General features: G+C 69.4%; 11 protein-coding genes. 6 read left to right on the forward strand and 5 right to left on the reverse strand.

The window, feature by feature from the left end; translation table 11 throughout:
• The first annotated feature begins 86 nt into the window (after positions 1-86).
• From AC07OY_RS11045 to AC07OY_RS11055, 3 genes are all read left to right on the forward strand, one after another.
• Complete coding sequence (locus AC07OY_RS11045; RefSeq protein WP_495042621.1) at positions 87-2258, forward strand: malate synthase G; 2172 nt, start codon at positions 87-89, stop codon at positions 2256-2258.
• Between the two features lie 169 nt (positions 2259-2427).
• Positions 2428-5436, forward strand: coding sequence for a TonB-dependent receptor (locus AC07OY_RS11050; RefSeq protein ID WP_495042622.1), 3009 nt, complete (start codon positions 2428-2430; stop codon positions 5434-5436).
• An 86-nt stretch (positions 5437-5522) separates the two neighbouring features.
• A complete protein-coding gene (locus AC07OY_RS11055) occupies positions 5523-6062 on the forward strand; it encodes a hypothetical protein (RefSeq protein ID WP_495042623.1) in 540 nt (179 codons plus the stop codon).
• Here the strand turns inward: AC07OY_RS11055 and AC07OY_RS11060 are convergent.
• Both AC07OY_RS11060 and AC07OY_RS11065 read right to left on the reverse strand, forming a co-directional pair.
• On the reverse strand, positions 6059-7876 hold the full coding sequence (locus tag AC07OY_RS11060; protein ID WP_495042624.1) for a putative 2OG-Fe(II) oxygenase: 1818 nt from the start codon (positions 7874-7876) through the stop codon (positions 6059-6061). The two genes, AC07OY_RS11055 and AC07OY_RS11060, sit on opposite strands and share 4 nt — an antisense overlap.
• Before the next feature lie 110 nt (positions 7877-7986).
• Entirely contained in the window at positions 7987-10899 is a 2913-nt protein-coding gene (locus AC07OY_RS11065; RefSeq protein ID WP_495042625.1) for a TonB-dependent receptor domain-containing protein, read from the reverse strand.
• Positions 10900-11244: 345 nt separating this feature from the next.
• On the opposite strand from AC07OY_RS11065, the gene AC07OY_RS11070 reads away from it, so the two are divergent.
• Positions 11245-12477 carry an NAD(P)/FAD-dependent oxidoreductase gene (locus AC07OY_RS11070; RefSeq protein ID WP_495042626.1) on the forward strand — a complete coding sequence of 411 codons (1233 nt, stop codon included), beginning with the start codon at positions 11245-11247 and terminating at the stop codon, positions 12475-12477.
• Between the two features lie 59 nt (positions 12478-12536).
• Here the strand turns inward: AC07OY_RS11070 and pcaF are convergent, their stop codons facing one another.
• The 3 genes from pcaF to AC07OY_RS11085 form a co-directional block, all read right to left on the reverse strand.
• Entirely contained in the window at positions 12537-13739 is a 1203-nt protein-coding gene (pcaF, locus tag AC07OY_RS11075) for a 3-oxoadipyl-CoA thiolase (protein ID WP_495042627.1), read from the reverse strand.
• 83 nt (positions 13740-13822) lie between these two features.
• Positions 13823-15235 (reverse strand): FAD-dependent oxidoreductase, encoded by a 1413-nt coding sequence (locus AC07OY_RS11080; protein WP_495042628.1) that lies wholly within the window; start codon positions 15233-15235, stop codon positions 13823-13825.
• Positions 15232-16029, reverse strand: a complete 798-nt coding sequence (locus AC07OY_RS11085) for an enoyl-CoA hydratase-related protein (RefSeq protein ID WP_495042629.1) — start codon at positions 16027-16029, stop codon at positions 15232-15234. Before AC07OY_RS11085 ends, AC07OY_RS11080 begins: the two co-directional genes overlap by 4 nt.
• Positions 16030-16144: 115 nt before the next feature.
• Between AC07OY_RS11085 and AC07OY_RS11090 the strand changes: the two genes are divergently transcribed.
• Together AC07OY_RS11090 and AC07OY_RS11095 are read left to right on the forward strand one after the other, a co-directional pair.
• Positions 16145-17203, forward strand: a complete 1059-nt coding sequence (locus AC07OY_RS11090; RefSeq protein WP_495042630.1) for a sensor histidine kinase — start codon at positions 16145-16147, stop codon at positions 17201-17203.
• Positions 17200-17967 carry a LytR/AlgR family response regulator transcription factor gene (locus AC07OY_RS11095; RefSeq protein WP_495042631.1) on the forward strand — a complete coding sequence of 256 codons (768 nt, stop codon included), beginning with the start codon at positions 17200-17202 and terminating at the stop codon, positions 17965-17967. The genes AC07OY_RS11090 and AC07OY_RS11095 overlap by 4 nt, the downstream gene beginning before the upstream one ends.
• Positions 17968-17978 lie beyond the last annotated feature (11 nt).

Here is a 17978-nt window from a genome sequence, read left to right on the forward strand (position 1 = left end):
GAATGACACCCCCCGCAGCGAATCGCGACACGCGACGCGGCTAGATTTGCAGCATCCGCAGTTGCCTTTCGCAGGAGTTGTCCGCCATGCCCCGCACCACCCTCCACCGCCTGCAGGTCGATGCCGACCTGGCCCGCTTCATCGACACCGAAGTGCTGCCCGGCACCGGTATCGCCGCCGATGCCTTCTGGGCCGGCTTCAGCAAGCTGGCGCATGAACTGGCGCCCATGAACCGCGCGCTGCTGGCCGAGCGCGACCGCCTGCAGTCCGAGCTGGACGCCTGGCACGAGGCCCACCCCGGTCCCATCGCCGACATGCCGGCCTACCGCGCCCATCTGCAGCGCATCGGCTACCTCGTCGAGCCGCCGGCCCAGGTGCAGGCGACCACGGCCAATGTCGATGCCGAGCTGGCCCTGCAGGCCGGCCCCCAGCTCGTCGTGCCCATCCTGAACGCCCGCTATGCGCTGAACGCCGCCAATGCGCGCTGGGGCTCGCTCTACGACGCCCTCTACGGCACCGATGCCATCTCGGAAGCCGACGGCGCCACCCGCGACGGCGCCTACAACCCGGTGCGCGGCGCCAAGGTCATCGCCTTTGCCCGCCAGGTGCTGGACCAGGCCGCGCCGCTGGCCAGCGGCTCGCATGCCCAGGCCACCGGCTACCGCGTCGAGGGCGGCAAGCTCGTCGTCACGCTGGCTTCCGGTGAAACCACCGGCCTGAAGGACGCGGCCGCCTTCGCCGGCTACCAGGGCGACGCCGCCGCGCCGAGCGGCGTGCTGCTGGTTCACCACGGCCTGCACCTGGACATCCGCATCGACCGCACGACGGCCATCGGCAGGAGCGACGCGGCCGGCGTGGCCGACGTGGTGCTGGAGTCGGCCCTGTCCACCATCCTGGACCTGGAAGACTCGGTCGCGGCGGTGGATGCCGAGGACAAGCTGCTGGCCTACCGCAACTGGCTGGGCATCCAGCTGGGCACGCTGACCGAGGAAGTCGCCAAGGGCGGCAAGAGCTTCACCCGCCGCCTCAACGCCGACCGCGTCTACACCGCGCCCGGCGGCGGCACGCTGACCCTGCATGGCCGCTCGCTGATGTTCGTGCGCAATGTCGGCCACCTGATGACCAACCCGGCCATGCTGCTGGACGACGGCAGCGAGATCCCCGAAGGCATCATGGACGCCGTCGTCACGACGACCATCGCGATGCATGACCTGAAGCGCCGCGGCAACAGCCGCACCGGCAGCGTCTACATCGTCAAGCCCAAGATGCACGGCCCGGCCGAAGTGGGCTTTGCCGCCGAGCTGTTCAGCCGCGTCGAGCAGCTGCTGGGCCTGCCCGACAGCACCGTCAAGCTGGGCATCATGGACGAGGAGCGCCGCACCTCGGTCAACCTGAAGGCCTGCATCGCCGCGGCGGCCAGCCGCGTCGCCTTCATCAACACCGGCTTCCTGGACCGCACCGGCGACGAGATGCACACCGCCATGCGCGCCGGCCCCATGCTGCGCAAGGGCGACATGAAGACCTCGAGCTGGATCCAGGCCTATGAGCGCAGCAATGTGCTGACCGGCCTGGCCTGCGGCCTGCGCGGCCGCGCCCAGATCGGCAAGGGCATGTGGGCCATGCCCGACCTGATGGCGGCCATGCTGGAGCAGAAGATCGGCCATCCCAAGGCCGGCGCCAACACCGCCTGGGTGCCCTCACCCACCGCCGCGACCCTGCATGCCCTGCACTACCACCAGGTCAGCGTGAGCGCTGTGCAGCAGGAGCTGGAGAAGGTCGACCTGGCCGCCGAGCGCGAGGCCATCCTGAACGCGCTGCTGACCATCCCCGTCGCCCCACGAGCCGACTGGACGCCCGAGCAGCGCCAGCAGGAGCTGGACAACAACGTGCAGGGCATCCTCGGCTATGTGGTGCGCTGGGTCGACCAGGGCGTGGGCTGCTCCAAGGTGCCCGACATCAACGGCGTCGGCCTGATGGAGGACCGCGCCACGCTGCGCATCTCCAGCCAGCACATCGCCAACTGGCTGCGCCATGGCGCCATCAGCGCCGAGCAGGTGCGCGAGACCTTCACGCGCATGGCCAGGGTCGTGGACGGCCAGAACGCCGGCGACGCGGCCTACCAACCGCTGGCCGCCAACCCCAACGGCGCTGCCATGCAGGCAGCCCTGGACCTGGTCTTCAAGGGCGAGGCCCAGCCCAGCGGCTATACCGAACCGCTGCTGCACGCCTGGCGGCTGAAGGTCAAGAGCGCCCGCTGAGGAGGCGGGCGAGCGCTGTCAAGCAGCGGAAGCCCGATGTTGCCCGACTGCAAACCAGAGGGACAACACGGGCTGTGGCTTCCTAGGGGGGAAATCAAGATTCCGGCCTTCACCCTGACTTTTGGCATATGTCCAAGGTCAGGTTCTCAACTCCCACCGGAGGGCCATCTTGCTTACCCCGCACCACCCCCGTTTCCTGCGCCACAGCGCAATCGCCCTGGCTATCAGCCTGGGTTTCGCCGGCGCCGCCCAGGCGCAGAGCGCTGAAGGCACGTTGTTCGGCCGCACCACCGCAGGCGCGACCGTCAACATCCGCAACATCGACACCGGCCTGCAACGCCAGGCGACGGCCGAAGCCGGCGGCGGGTTCAGCTTCTCCAAGCTGCCCCCCGGCCGCTACAGCGTCACATCCGGCGGCGTCACGCGCGAGGTGGTGGTCGCCATCGGCTCCGGTACCGAGGTGAAGCTGGGCGTGCAGGAGATCGAGCGCATCGAGATCTCCGGCCGTGCGGCCCGCTCGTCCATCGACGTGACCAGCGTCGAAAGCAATACCGTGTTCACGGCCGAGCAGATGCGCACCATCCCGGTGGCACGCAATGTCGACGCGGTGGCCCTGCTGGCCCCGGGCGCGGTCAAGGGTGACCCTGGCCTCGGTGGCGGCGGCCTGGCGTCCTTCGGCGGCGCCTCGGTGGGCGAGAACGGCTACTACATCAACGGCTTCGACGTCACCAACATCCGCAACTTCCTGTCCTACGCCAATCTGCCCTTCGACGCGGTCGAGCAGCAGCAGATCAAGAACGGCGGCTACGGCGCGGAATACGGCCGCTCGCTGGGCGGTGTCGTGTCGGTGCTGACCAAGCGCGGCAGCAACGACTGGAAGGGCGGCGCGGCCGTCTATTACAAGCCCGACGCGCTGCGCTCCAAGGAGCCCAACGTCGCCGACCTGGACCCCGACCACCCCGGCGGCTACACCGTGTTCCGCAACGGCTGGAAGCAGTCGGACCTCAGCTACACGGTCTACGGCGGCGGCCCCATCATCAAGGACAAGCTGTTCATCTTCGGCCTGGTCGAGGGCCGCCATGACACCGAGGACCGGTTCCGCCAGGACACCAGCACCCACTACCTTGAAAACAAGCCCAAGGGCCTGCTGAAGATCGACTGGTCGATCACCGACAACCACTCGCTGGAATACACCGGCATCACGAACAAGAAGAAGACGGCGCTGACCGACTACACCAACGCGAAGGACTGGTCCACCTCGCATGACGGCGCGGGCGCGGCCAGCAAGCAGATCGAAGGCGCCGACGTCAACATCCTGAAGTACACCGGCTCGCTGACCCAGGACCTGACGGTGTCCGCCATGATCGGCCGCGTGCGCAGCACGGCCCTGACCACCACCGGCGCCCGCCTCGCCGGCCAGGACTGCCCCGTCATCCTCGAAACCGACACCTCGGAAATCGGCTGCTGGGCCAAGCCCTTCCCGGGCCAGCCCATCCGCGACCCGAACGCGCCGCCCAAGGACACCGACGTGCGCAAGGCCTCGCGTTTCGACGTCGAGTACGTGCTGGGCAGCCACACGCTGCGCGGCGGCTATGACGCGCAGACCTTCGACTCCGTGGCCGCCGGCGGCTCGACCTACTCGGGCGGCTACTACTGGCGCTACTTCATCTCGGCCAACGGCACGGTCAATGGCGTCGCCAACGCCGTGGCGCCGGGCGCGCAGTACGTGCGCCGCCGCGAGACGACGCAGACCAGCGGCACCTACCGCGTCGAGAACGAGGCGTTCTACGTCGAGGACAGCTGGCAGGTGAACCGGAACTGGCTGCTCTACGGCGGCCTGCGCAGCGAGTCCTTCGACAACAAGAACGGCGACGGCATCAGCTTCGTCAAGAAGGAGAACCTGATCGCACCGCGACTGGGCTTCGCCTGGAACGTGCACGGCGACTCGTCGCTGAAGCTGTACGGCAACGTCGGCCGCTACTACATCCCCGTGGCGTCCAACACCAACATCCGTGCAACCCGCGCCGAGAAGTTCGAGCAGCGCTTCTACACCTTCACCGGCCGCGACCCGCGCACCCAGGCCCCGACGGGCGTCAGCGCGACGGACATCGGCACGCCGCAGATCATCTCCAGCGGTGCGCTGCCCGATCCGGGCACCGTGGCGGACACCAACCTGAAGCCGATGAACCAGGACGAGATCATCCTGGGCTTCCAGAAGGCGCTCAACCGCGAGTACACCTTCGGCGCCAAGGTCATCCGCCGCAAGGTCAACGACGGCATGGACGACTACTGCGGCGCCTATGCGCAGAAGAAGTGGGCCATCGACAACGGCCATCCCGACTTCGACGTCAGCACGCTGGCGCAGTGCATCCTGATCAACCCGGGCCGTGACGTCAATCTGAAGATGGACCTGGCGGGCGACGGCAAGCTCACGGTTGCCAAGATCCCGGCCAGCTACTTCGGCCTGGCCAAGTACGAGCGCACCTACAACGCGCTTGAACTGAGCCTGGACAAGCCTTTCGACGGCCGCTGGGGCTTCAACGCCACCTACACATGGTCGAAGAGCCGCGGCACGGCCGAAGGCTATGTGCAGTCCACGCTGCAGCAGGAAGACGCCGGCCTCACCCAGGACTTCGACTTCGGCTCCTTCACGGATGGCGCCAAGGGCTTCCTGCCCAACGACCGCCGCCATGTGATCAAGGCCTACGGCACCTACAAGGTGGCCGACGACTGGCGCGTGGGCGCGAACCTGATCATCGCGTCGGGCCGCCCCATCAGCTGCGTCGGCTTCGTGCCCGAGACCGTGCCCGATTTCGACTCCGTGGACGGCCATGCCGGTTCGGGCGACTACACCTCGGCATCGAGCTACTACTGCGTGAACCCGAAGACCGGCAAGTCCGAGCTGGTGCAGCGCGGCAGCCGCGGCCGCACGCCCTGGTCCGGCCAGCTCGACGCCCAGGTCGCCTGGACGCCCAAGATCGGCAAGGGCCGCCTGACGCTGCAGGTCGACATGTTCAACGTGCTGAACTCGCAGAAGGTGGTGCGCGTCAACGAAGTGGCTGACTACAGCCGCGCGACGACGTCGGCCATCGAAGGCAAGGTCAACCCGAACTACCTGAGCCCGACCGACTACCAGGAAGGCCGCTCCGTGCTGTTCACCGGCCGCTACGAGTTCTGACCCCCATCGCGCAGCGCGCGACACCAGCCGCCCCGGGCCTGCCCGCGGGCGGCTTTTTCATGGCTGACAACTGCTAGGCTTTGCCCATGCGCACCTCCTTCACCGCCCTCTCACTCGCCGCCCTGATGGCGGCGGCCCAACCGGCCCTGGCCCAGGACAGCCTGCAGCGCTGCCGCGCCCTGACCGACAACGCCGCCCGACTGGCCTGTTACGACGCGCTGGCTGATACAGCCCGCGTGCCGGCCGCACCGGCCAAGGCGGCGACGCCCGCGGTGGCCGCCAAGCCCGCTCCGACAGCCCCTGCGGCGCCGCAGGCGGCCACCGCCGTCGCCCCGGTCGCGGCGGCACCCGCCCCCAGCGGCGAGGCCGCCTTTGGCCTGCCCGAGGCGCGCAAGCCCGGCGCCGTCGATTCGGTCGACAGCATGCTGGCGCCCAGCTTCAGCGGCTGGGGTCCCAACACCCGCATCAAGCTGGCCAACGGCCAGACCTGGCTGGTCATCGACGGCACTTCCGTCGACCTGCCACCCAAGGCCCGCAAGGTCAGCGTCAAGCGCGGCGCGCTGGGCTCCTACTACCTCGACATCGAAGGCCTCAACACCTCGCCGCGCGTGCGCCGCGTCGACTAGTCTGGCAAGACGTCAAAGGCCACCGTCAGGCGGTAGGCCTCGTCCTGGAAGGGCGTCGTGCCGTGCCAGAGATAGGACGGGAACAGCACCAGCCGCCCCGGCAGCGGTGCCTCCATGCGGCGCGGCGGCAGGCGTGAGCGCAGCGGCTCGGGCAGATCAGGCTCGCCGAACTTGATCCAGCCGTCGCGGCTGCCCTCGCGCAGGGCGCTGGCGGGCGTCGACACGTAATAGCAGCTGCTCAGCCAGCCATGGCTGTGCACATGGTTGGTGTGAAAGCCGCTGCCGCGCAGCCGCGAGCTCCAGCTGTCGGTGAAATGCCAGCCGCTGCTGCGGCGGCCGAGGAAGGGGTGGCTGGCCTCGATGGGCCGCGTTGCCAGCCAGGCCGTGATGGCCTGGGCGATCTGAACCTTCAGAGCCTGCACCAGCGGCAGGTCCAGATCGAAGAGGTTGCCACGCGTCTGCGTGCCGTGGCGCAGGGTCTGGTCGATGGGCGCCTCGGCATCGGTGTGCAGCCGCGCCAGCACCTCGGCCAGGGCCGTGTTGAAGCTGGCCATGTCCGTCCAGCCGGGCGGCGGCTCGACGTCGAGGACGGCGACGCAACGGTCCAGGTCGTTCAGGCTCTCGGCACGCGCATCGCCCGCCAGACGCCAGCCCAGGCCGACCAGGGCGAGGGCATGCTGATCCTGCGGCGCCACGGCGAGGGCGCGCTCGGCCAGGGCCAGGCCCTCGGCGGACCGGCCGGCCGCGTACAGGCTGCGCGCCGCATTGCCCAGCACGGTGACGTCCTCGGGCGCTAGCGCCACCGCTCGGGCATGGGCGGCGCTGGATTCGTCGTGCAGCCCCAGCAGGCACAGGGCCTGGCCCAGGCCGTCCGCATAGGCGGCGTTGGCAGGCGCCAGCGCGGCGGCGCGCCGGTAGGCCGCAGCGGCGGCCTCGCCGCGCTCGGCGCGCAGCAACAGCAGGCCCAGCAGGCTGGGCGGCACCTCGGAGGCGGGCGCCGCCCGCTCGGCCGCATCGAGCTCGGCGGTGAAGTCGGCATGGCCCAGGGCCCAGCGCAGCTTGGCCAGGTCGTAGAGGCTGAGCGCATGCAGCGGCGCCAGCGACAGCGCGCGGCGGTAGGCTGCCAGCGCCGCGTCGGCGCGGCCCAGGGCCTGCAGCGTGTTGCCATGGTTGTAGTGCGCCTCGGCCACGTCCAGGCCCAGGCCCTGGGCGCGTTCATGCGCAGCCAGGGCCTCGGCATGGCGGCCCAGGCGGTGCAGCACGACGCCGCGGTTGTGGTGCAGGGCGGCACGCTCGGCGGCCAGTCGCAGGGCGTCGTCCAAGGTCGGCAGCGCGGCGTCCAGCAAGCCGCTCTCCTCCTGCAGCATGGCCAGCAGCTGCAGCACATTGACGTCCTGCGGGGCCAGCTCGGCGGCGCGGCGCGCGGACTGCAGCGCACGCTCGCGTTCGCCAAGATCGCGGCGCAGGCGGGCATGCTGGTAGTGGGCGGCGGCCAGGTCGGGCTGGTGCAGCGCCGCCTGGACGAAGGCCTCGGCGGCATCGGCCGGCCGCTGCAGCATCTCCAGCATCTGGCCGCGCGCCAGCCAGACGCGGGGCTGAACGGCATGCAGCCGCAAGGAGCGCAGGAACCACGCCTCGGCCTCGGCCCATTGCTGGCGCTGGGCGGCGAGCTGGCCGAGGGCGGCTGGGACCTCGGGTGCGGCCGGCGTCTCGCGCAGCGCGCGTTCGAGGAAGGCCTGGGCGACGGCGGGTTGGCCCGAAGCCAGGGCGCGCAGGCCCTGGCCCAGCGCGGAAGCCGGATGGATGGATGCCATGGGTCGGTGAAAGCTTGAGGCCGGCATTGTCGGCGGCCATAAGAAAAACGGGCCCCGAGGGGCCCGTCCGATGCAGCCACCCCGAGGAGCGGCTGAGCCCGAAGGCTTGTTTAGAAGTTGGCTTGCACGGTGGCGGTGTAGCGACGGCCGATGATGTCGTAGGCGGTCGGGAACGTGTTGCCGAAGTTGGTCGCGCCCGGGCCGACGGCGGTGCCAACCAGGGGCGGCTGCTTGTCGAACAGGTTGTTGACCGTCAGGGACAACTTGATGTTCTTGCCGACTTGCCAGGAGCCGTTCAGGTCGAAGTAGTTGTAGGCCGCGATCGTCTCGTTGACGGGCAGGAAGTTGCCCTTGTTGTTGGCGGTCGCACCCGTGGTCTGGACCGACGAGGAGCCGATATAGCGCCAGCTCAGGCCCAGCGAGTAGTCGCCCAGCGTCCAGGAAGCACGCGTGTTGACGCGCGTCTTGGTGTAGGGGGTACCGACGTCCACGCCGTAGTAGCCGGCCTGCTCCAGCGTCGGCACGTTGGGCAGCGCCTTGAAGTCGGCCTGCTTCAGGAAGCTGGCCTGCATGCTCAGGTCGACACGGCCCAGGTTCGGCATACCCAGCTTCTTCAGCGGCAGGCGGTAGCTCGCGCCGACGTCGATGCCGTTGAAGTTGTAGAAGCCGAGGTTGGACGACTGCGTGCTGACGCCGCGGCTGCCCGTGCCGTTCATGCCGCCGTTCAGCGCGTCGCGCTGGATCAGCTGGCAGAAGGCGTTGTAGGTGAAGCCGGGGTTCTGCGTCGCGTCGAAGCAGCCGTTCATGACCTGGGAAGCCGTCGGGGCAGAGACGCCGCCGTTGATCTTGATCTTCCAGTAGTCAACCGTCAGCGACAGGCCTTCAACGAAATCAGGCTCCCACACCACGCCCAGGGTGGTCGTGTTGGCCTTCTCGGGGCCCAGGTTGGGGTTGCCGCCGCCGGTGTTGTTGATCTGGCTGGACGACGGTGCCGACACGTTGCCGATCTGGGCGGTGGGCACGCCGGTCTGCTGGCACAGATTGGTCAGCGTGCCGGCCTTGCCTGCGTCACCGGTGTTGATGCGGTTGCCCTGGCAGGGGTCGATCGACAGCGAGGACAGGCCCGTGGTGACCGGTGCGTACAGCTCGTTCACGTTCGGGGCGCGGGTCGCGCGCTGGCTTTCGCCGCGGAAACGCAGGCCCTTCATGGGCGCGTAGTCCAGCGACTTCTTCCAGCTGCCGTAGTTCTGCACGCCGCCGACGGAGTCGAACTCGGTGGCGCGATAGCCGTAGCCGAGGTTCAGGGCGTGGACCAGGAACTTGTTCTGCACCAGCGGCATGCTGGCTTCAGCGAACAGTTCGCGGAACTTCAGCGTACCGCTGCGGTCAGGCGTCGGAGCGCCGGAACCCAGCAGTTCGCCTTGCGTCTGCACGACGGCGTCGGAGGCGTTGCCGCCGAAGACCTTGCGGTCTTCGTAGCCGATAGCCATGCCCAGCGGGTTCTTGGCCCAGGGGCTCTTGGCGAAGGCGACTTCACCGCTGGCCGAACCAGCCATGATGGTCTGGTCGACGCGGGTGGTCTGGAAGGTCGGCGTGGCGATGAACGCCAGCATTGCGGGCGTGATGGAGCCAGCGGCGCCGAACAGGTTGATCGGCACGCAGCCGCCGGTGGTCACCGTGCAGCTGGTGGCGTTGGTGGCGCGTACGGCCTGCTGCAGCTTGCTCGCCGAGAAGCCGTTGCCGGTACGCTGGATCTGGTCCGAGCGGCCCTTCTGGTAGTAGCCGTCGTAGCTCCAGCCCTCGAACATCGGGATGTCGCCGCGCACACCAACGGTGTACTGGGTCGTCGAGTTGTCGTAGCTGTAGATACGCGGGCCGGCTTCGACGAAGCGGCGCGCGATGTTGGCGCGGAACTCGGTCGTGCTGCCCGGCACGCAGTTGGCGGCCGAGATGCCGTAGGCGGCGCACAGCTGGGCGCGGACGGCCGGCGTGATGAAGGGGCTGCCGATGGGAATGTTCAGCGCCACGCCGAAGGTGCCCGACGGCGCCAGGTTCAGCGTCACGTTGGACTTGGTGTGGAAGACCTCGGTGTAGATCTCGGCGTACTCATTGACCTGGAAGCGGCCCAGGGCGGTGGCCTGGGTGCGGGTCAGCGGCGTTTCGAAGTAGTTGGGCGGGTTGGTGTTGTAGCCATCCGGAGGCGCCGTACCGACAGCGCCGCGCAGCAGGCCGGTCGTCCCGTCGATGGTGCGATCGCCGGCGATGGGCGTCGGCATGCCGGACCAGATGGCCGGGACTGCCGTACCCGAGAAGCCACCCGGATTGCCGGTGCGGGACGAGATGACCACGGGCGAGAAGTCGCGCTGGCCCAGGGTCAGGGGCGAGGTGCGGGTCGTGCCGACGTGGACGACGACGTTGCCGCGGCCGTCGGCCAGGTTGGCGCCGATGGTCAGGTCATTCTTGTAGCGCTGGGCGTCGCCCTTCTCGGAGGCGCTGTACAGCGTCGTGGCTTCGACGCCGGAGAAATTGCGCTTGGTGATGAAGTTCACCACGCCGGACACGGCGTCGGCGCCATACACGGCGGACGCGCCACCGGTCACCAGGTCCACGCGCTCGAGCAGCGAGACCGGGATGGTGTTGGTGTCGACCACGCCACCCAGCGTGGCGGGCACGATGCGGCGGCTGTTGATCAGCACCAGGGTCCGGTTGGAGCCCAGACCGCGCAGGTCGATGGAGGCCGTGCCGTTGGAACCGTTGTTCACGTTGGGGCCGATGGCCGGGTAGGCCGAAGGCAGACCGCGCACCAGTTCTTCAACCGCAACCGGCTGCTTGATGCTGATGTCTTCCTTGCCGACCGAGGTGATCGGGCTGCTGGATTCGGCGCCAATGGACTTGATGCGCGAACCCGTGATTTCGATGCGCTCGAGCTTTTCCGGCGCGGCTTCTTGGGCCATTGCCGAGACGGCGCTCAGCGTGCCGATCATCGCCAGCGCGGCGGCGCTTCGGGCGTTTCGTTTAAACATGACTACTCCTTCGTGAGGACGTTCTCAACGCGTGTGTTGCAGGTGAAATGGAAACGCGAATCCCTCGCGGAGAAACGCCTTTTCGCGGCGCGAGTCTGGCGATTGGCGACAGGCGGGCCGATCCGGGTAGCCCCCAATAGACTCGGCTGGCGCGCGCCAAGCGTGCTTTACACGACAGAAACCTAGGGGTTACACCGCCCCAAGCGGGGGGTGTAGGTCGGCATGGGCGTTGTCACATGACCACACAAATTCCCCGCAATGACCACAGTCAAGTGTGGGGACAGGGTGTTAAGAGGCCCATCCGGCACTCCTAGAATCCGCGACCCCATCGAATTGCCGACCGAATTGACTGCTGTTACAGAGGGCGCCGGCACAGCCGCCCGGCCGGACTGCGAGGTCCTGATCATCGGAGCCGGCCCTGCCGGCAGCGCCTGCGCGCGCACGCTGGCCCGCGCCGGCGTCGCCGTACTGCTGGTCGACCAGCACCCGCCTGGCCGCGACAAGACCTGCGGCGACGGCCTGATTCCCGATGCCCACCAGGCCCTGGCCCGCCTCGGTCTGCTGGACGACGTCATGCGCCGCGCTCAAGGCGTGGCCCATGTCGCCTGCATCGGCCCGCGCGGCGGGCGCATCGACGTGCCCGGCTCGCTGGCCGTGCTGCCGCGCAAGGAGCTGGATGCCCTGCTGCTGCAGGCCGCCCAGGATGCCGGTGCCCGCTTCGAGCAGGCGCGCTTCGAGGCGCCCCTGGAGCGGGATGGCCGCGTCACCGGCGCCCGGCTGAAGCGGGGCGACGAGATCGTCGAGATCACCGCGGGCTGGGTCGTGCTGGCCACCGGGGCCGTGCCCAAGGCCCTGACGGCCGCCGGCATGTGCGAGCGCCACACGCCCAGCGGCGTGGCACTGCGCGGTTATGTGAAGGCGCCCGAGATGGTCGGAAAGATCAAAGCGCTGGAAGTCGTCTGGGACAAGTCGGTGCGCCCCGGCTATGGCTGGATCTTTCCGGCGCCGGACGGCCACTTCAACATCGGCGTGGGCGTCACGGATTCGCACAAGGACCTGGGTGGCGGCAAGGGCCGCAAGAAGGACGTCAACCTGCGCGCCATCTTCGATGCCTTCGTCGCCAAGTACCCACCGGCGGCCGAACTGATGCGCGTCGGCGAACTCGTCGGTGAGCTGAAGGGCGCCCCGCTGCGCTGCACGCTGACCGGCGCGAAGTGGACGCGCCCCGGCCTGCTCGTCACCGGCGAGGCGGCCGGCAGCACCTATTCCTTCACCGGCGAAGGCATTGGCAAGGCGATGGAGACCGGCATGCTGGCGGCCGATGCCATCCTCAAGCACGCCGATGACGCGGCCGTCCGCGCCGCCTACGAGGCTGGTTTGACGGCCCTCAAGCCCAAGTTCGACCTCTACGAACGCGCCAACCGCGTGAACGCCCACCCCTGGCTGGCCGACCTGCTGATCTGGCGCGCGAAGAAGAGCCCGCGCCTGCTGGCCCGCATGGCCGGCGTGCTCAACGAGACCAGCAACCCGGGCAATCTGGTCAGCCTGAAAGGCATCAGCCGACTCTTCCTCGAGTAGTCCTGATCAGTTGGGGACAGAGCGTGGCGCCGCGCGCCAAGGTCTGCCCCGCAAGGTCATCAGACTCGTTCCACGATCAGCGCGATCCCCTGCCCCACGCCAATGCACATCGTGCACAGCGCATAGCGGCCGCCGCTCACCTCGAGCTGGTTGATCGCCGTCGTCACCAGGCGGGCGCCGCTGGCGCCCAGGGGGTGGCCCAGCGCGATGGCGCCGCCGTTCGGGTTCACGCGGGCATCGTCGTCGGCCAGACCGAGGTCACGCAGCACGGCCAGGCCCTGGGCGGCGAACGCCTCGTTCAGTTCGATGACGTCCATCTGGGCCAGCGACAGCCCCGTCAGCGCCATCACCTTGCGAGTGGCCGGCGCAGGCCCGATGCCCATGATGCGCGGCGCGACGCCGGCCGTGGCCATGCCGACAACGCGGGCGCGCGGCTTCAGGCCATGGCGGGCCGCTTCGGCCTCGCTGGCCAGCAGCAGGGCGCAGGCGCCGTCGTTGACGCCGCTGGCATTGCCGGCCGTCACGCTGCCATCGGGCTTCACCACGCCCTTGAGCTTGGCGAGGGCCTCCAGGCTGGTCTCGCGCGGATGCTCGTCGAGCAGCACGCGAACCGGGTCGCCCTTCTTCTGCGGCACTTCGACCGGCACGATCTCGCGCTCGAAGAAGCCGCGCTTCTGGGCCGCGATGGCCTTCAACTGCGAAGCCAGGGCCATGCGGTCCTGGGCCTCGCGCTCGATGCCGAAGTCCGAAGCGACGTTCTCGGCCGTCTCGGGCATGGCGTCGACGCCGTACTGGGCCTTCATCTGCTTGTTGATGAAGCGCCAGCCAATGGTCGTGTCATAGACGGCATTCGTGCGGCTGAAGGCCGACTCGGCCTTGGGCATGACGAAGGGCGCGCGGCTCATGCTCTCCACACCGCCGGCAATCATCAGCCCCGCTTCGCCGGCGCGGATGGCACGCGCGGCCGTGCCAATGGCGTCCAGGCCCGAACCGCAGAGCCGGTTGACCGTGCTGCCGGGCACATCGACCGGCAGGCCGGCCAGCAGGGCCGCCATGCGGGCGACGTTGCGGTTGTCTTCGCCGGCCTGGTTGGCGCAGCCGTAGATGACGTCGGCCACCTGGGCCCAGTCGACATTCGCATTGCGCGCCATCAGCGCCTTGATCGGCAGGGCGCCGAGGTCGTCCGTGCGGATGGAGGACAGGGCGCCGCCGTAGCGGCCGAAGGGCGTGCGGATGGCGTCGCAGATGAAGGCTTGAAGCATGTTGACCCCTGGTCCGATGAGTACATCGGCCGATTCCCCGAGGGGATGCCGGGCCGGCTTGGGGCGGCCCGGCACTCGGCCCGCTATTTCAGATAAGGCGACACGCGGTAGCGCTCGCCACGGTAGTGTTGATCGAGCCGGTCCAGCAGCGCGACGACGGGCGCGGCGCCCCAGAAGGCCAGCCATTCGAAGGGGCCGGCCGGGTAGTTCACGCCCAGCTTCATGGCCGCGTCGGCGCCGGCCTCGTCGCAGACGCCCTGGGCCACCGCATCGGCGGCCTCGTTGATCAGCATGGCGATGGTGCGGGCGACGACCAGGCCCGGCAGGTCGGCCACGGCGCGCGGCACCAGGCCCAGTCGGGTCAGCCACTCGGCCGTGTGCGCGTCGCCGGCATAGGCGATATCGCCGGTGGGCGCCAGCGGCAGGTCGAAAACGGCCGCGCCGGGGCCGAAGTCATGGGCACGCCGGCCATCGGTCAGGCGCAACTGGCGGCCGTCGACGGCCAGGCCCACCCAATCGCTGTCCAGCTCGCGCACCGCCTCGGGCAGGTTGGCGACGAAGCGCTCGGCCAGCGCGCCGCGGCCATGCACGACCAGGCGGGCGGCCCGCGGCGGCGCGATGCTGACGGCCGGCAGGGCCGGCGCGCCTTCCGGGTACCGGTAGAAACCGCGCCCGCTCTTGCGGCCGAAGAAGCCGGCATCGACCAGCTCCTGCTGCACCAGCGAAGGCGTGAAGCGGCGGTCGAAGAAGTTGGCCGCAAAGACCGAATTCGTCACCGCGAAATTGGTGTCATGGCCGATCAGGTCCATCAGCTCGCAGGGCCCCATGCGGAAGCCCGCCGCACGCAGGCAGGCGTCGATGAGCTCGGGCGCCGCGGCGCGGTCCTGCAGCAGCATCAGCGTCTCGGCGTAATAGGGCCGGGCGATGCGGTTGACGATGAAGCCCGGCGTCGAGCGCGTGTGCACCGCCGTCTTGCCCCAGCGGCCGGCCAGCTCAAAGACGGCCTGCGCCACTTCGGGCGCGGTGCCCAGGCCCGACACCACTTCGACCAGCTTCATCAGCGGCACGGGGTTGAAGAAATGCATGCCCACCAGCCGCTCGGGCTTCTGCATGCCGCGCGCCAGCGCCGTCACGGAGATGGACGAGGTGTTGGTCGCGATGACGGCCTCGGCGGGCAGCAGGGCCTCCAGCTCGGCGAACAAGGCGCGCTTGATGTCGAGGTTCTCGACGATGGCTTCGATGACCAGGTCGGCGGGGCCGAGGGCCTCCACCGGCGTGATGCGGGCCAGTGTCGCCTGGGCCGCGTCGGCCGTCAGCCTGCCCTTGGTGACCAGGCCGTCCAGCAGAGCCGAGAGCTTGCTCTTGGCCGCCTCGGCAGCGCCGGCACGGGCGTCGAAGAGGGCCACTGCATGGCCGGCCTGGGCGGCCACCTGGGCAATGCCGGCGCCCATCAGGCCGGCGCCGACGACGAGGATGCGGGAGCCGTTCAAATTCATTCGTTGGCGTTCCAGTTGGGCTTGCGCTTGCCGAGAAAGGCGGCGAAGCCTTCGCGGGCTTCGGGCGTGGTGCGCACGCGGGAGATGGTCTGGGCCGTCAGCTCGCGCACCTCGGCCGTGACGGGGCCGGGCGCCAGGCGCGCATAGAGCTGCTTGATCTCGGCCTGGGCGGCCGGGCCGCAGGCCAGCAGGTCGGCGATCAAGGCGTCGACCGCCGCGTCCAGCCCCTCGGCCGGCACGACACGCTGCACCAGGCCGAGTCGCTGCGCCTCGGCGGCGTCGATGCGGCTGGCCGTCAGCGCCAGGCGGCGCGCCTCGCGCAGGCCGACCGCATTGACCAGATGCGGGCCGATGACGGCGGGCAGGATGCCCATGCGGGCCTCGCTGACGGAGAAGCTGGCGGCTTCGGACGCGACCGCCATGTCGCAGGCCGCCACCAGGCCGACGCCGCCCCCCAGGGCCGCGCCCTGCACGCGAGCCAGCGTCGGTTTCGGGCACTCGGCGATGCGGGCCAGCATGGCCGAGAAGCGGCGCGCATCGGCAAGATTGGCCTCCTGCGAGGCCGCGGCGGCGCGCTGCATCCACTGCAGGTCGGCACCGGCGCTGAAATGTTTGCCTGCGCCGGCCAGCACGATGGCGCGCACGCTGTCGTCGCCGCCCAGCAGCTCGAAGGCCGCGTCGAGCTCGGCGATCAGCGTCTCGTCGAAGGCATTGAAGACAGCCGGCCGGCTCATGGTCAGCACGGCCACGCCGTCGTCGCGGCGCTGCAGGTCGAGAGAGTTCCAGGAAGGCATGCCGGCATTCTGCACTTTTCCCGACCGAGCGGTCGAACAACCATCCAGGCATGCCGATCCACCATTCGCCGCAGCATGCGGCGGCCCGGCGCCACGCGCTTCTAGACTGCGCGCCATGTCCTCGATCCCCCCCGCCAAGAAGGCCAGCATCGACTGGGAGCAGTGGTACTACCCCGGCCCCAAGCGCGTCTTCACCGCCGACGAGCTGGCCCGCGCCGGCAACCAGCCCTGGCCGTCGGGCGTCGACCACTATGTCTATTTCCAGCTCATCCTCGTGCTGGCGGTCACCTCGCATGAGACGGGGAAGACGCCCTGGATATGGCCGCTGGTGCTCGGACTGGGCTGGCTGTCGCTGGCCATCTCGCACTGGCTGTGGAGAAATCCCACGCGCAAGCGGCTCAACCAGGCCTGCTGGGTGGTGGGGGTGGTGGTGGGCACCGGCGGCGTGCTGTTCACCAAATACGGCTGGCGCGAGGAGACGCAGAAGAGCCTGTACGTCGTGCTGACCATCATGACGGCCGTGCTGTCGGCCTGGTGGCTGGTCACGCTGTTCCGCGTGCAGCAGATCGAAGCGCGGCTGCGTGAGCTGGCTGAGCAAGACGCCGCGCTGCGCCTCTCGACCCGCCTGGCCGCGGCGCAGATCCAGCCCCATTTCCTGTTCAACACCCTGGCCTCGCTGCAACACTGGGTGGACACCGGCGACGCCCGCGCCGCGCCGCTGCTGCGCGACTTCACCGCCTATCTGCGCGCCACGCTGCCCATGTTCGAGCGCGAGCTGCAGGCGCTGGACGACGAGATCGAGATGGTCAGGCGCTATCTGGCCATCATGCAGGCGCGGCTGGGCGCGAGACTGGCCTTCAATATCGATGTGCCGGACGACCTCGACGCCGAACTCCCGCCCGGCATCGTGCTGACCCTGGTGGAAAACGCCATCGCCCATGGCATCGAGCCCCAGCTGCGCGGCGGCCATGTCGACATCGCGGCCCGCGTGGAGGCCGGCCGCCTGGTGCTGACCATCACCGACGACGGACCCGGCCTGGCACCCGGCTGGACCGAGAGCGTCGGCCTGTCCAACACGCGGCGCCGCCTGTTGAGCGCCTTCCCCGACGCCACCCTGACCCTGACCGATGCCACGCCGGGCTGCGTGGCCACCCTGACCCTGCCCCTGCCATGAACCTGACCGCCCTGATTGCCGACGACGAAGAAGCTCCCCGCGAACAACTGCGCGCCGCCCTCACCCGCCTCTGGCCCGAACTGGACATCGTCGCCGCCAGCACCAACGGCGCCGACGCCTGGGACGACTGCCTGGCCCACGAGCCGGCCATCGCCTTCCTCGACATCCGCATGCCCGGGCTGACCGGCCTGGAGGTGGCGCGCCGCCTGTCGGCCCTGGCCGCGCCGCCGCTGATCGTCTTCGTGACCGCCTTCGACGACCAGGCCCTGGCGGCCTTCGACGCTGGCGCGGTCGACTATGTGCTCAAGCCCGTCGACGACGCCCGCCTCGGCCAGACCCTGGCCCGGCTGCAGTCCCAGCTGAAGACGCGACTTGCCCAGCCCGCGCCCGACACGGCTGCCCTGCAGCGCCTGCTGGCCGGCCTCGCGGCGCCCAAGCCGGCCATGCGCCCCATCCAGGCCAGCATCGGCCGCGAGGTGCACCTGATACCGCCGGACGAAATCATCTATTTCGAGGCCGACCAGCGCTACACCCGCGTCGTCCACCAGGGCGGCGACGCGCTGATCCGCACGCCGTTGCGCGAGCTGCTGACCCAGCTCGACCCCGAGCTTTTCTGGCAGATCCACCGCTCGGTGCTGGTCAACAGCCGCTGCATCGCGCGGGCCGTGCGCGTGGACGAAGGCACCATGGTCCTGACGCTGCGCGGGCGTGAAGACAAGCTGCCGGTGTCGCGGCAATTCCAGGCCCTGTTCAAGGGTCAATGAAGGGCAAACCC

This window comes from Roseateles sp. GW821-FHT09H10 (genome assembly GCF_059415865.1).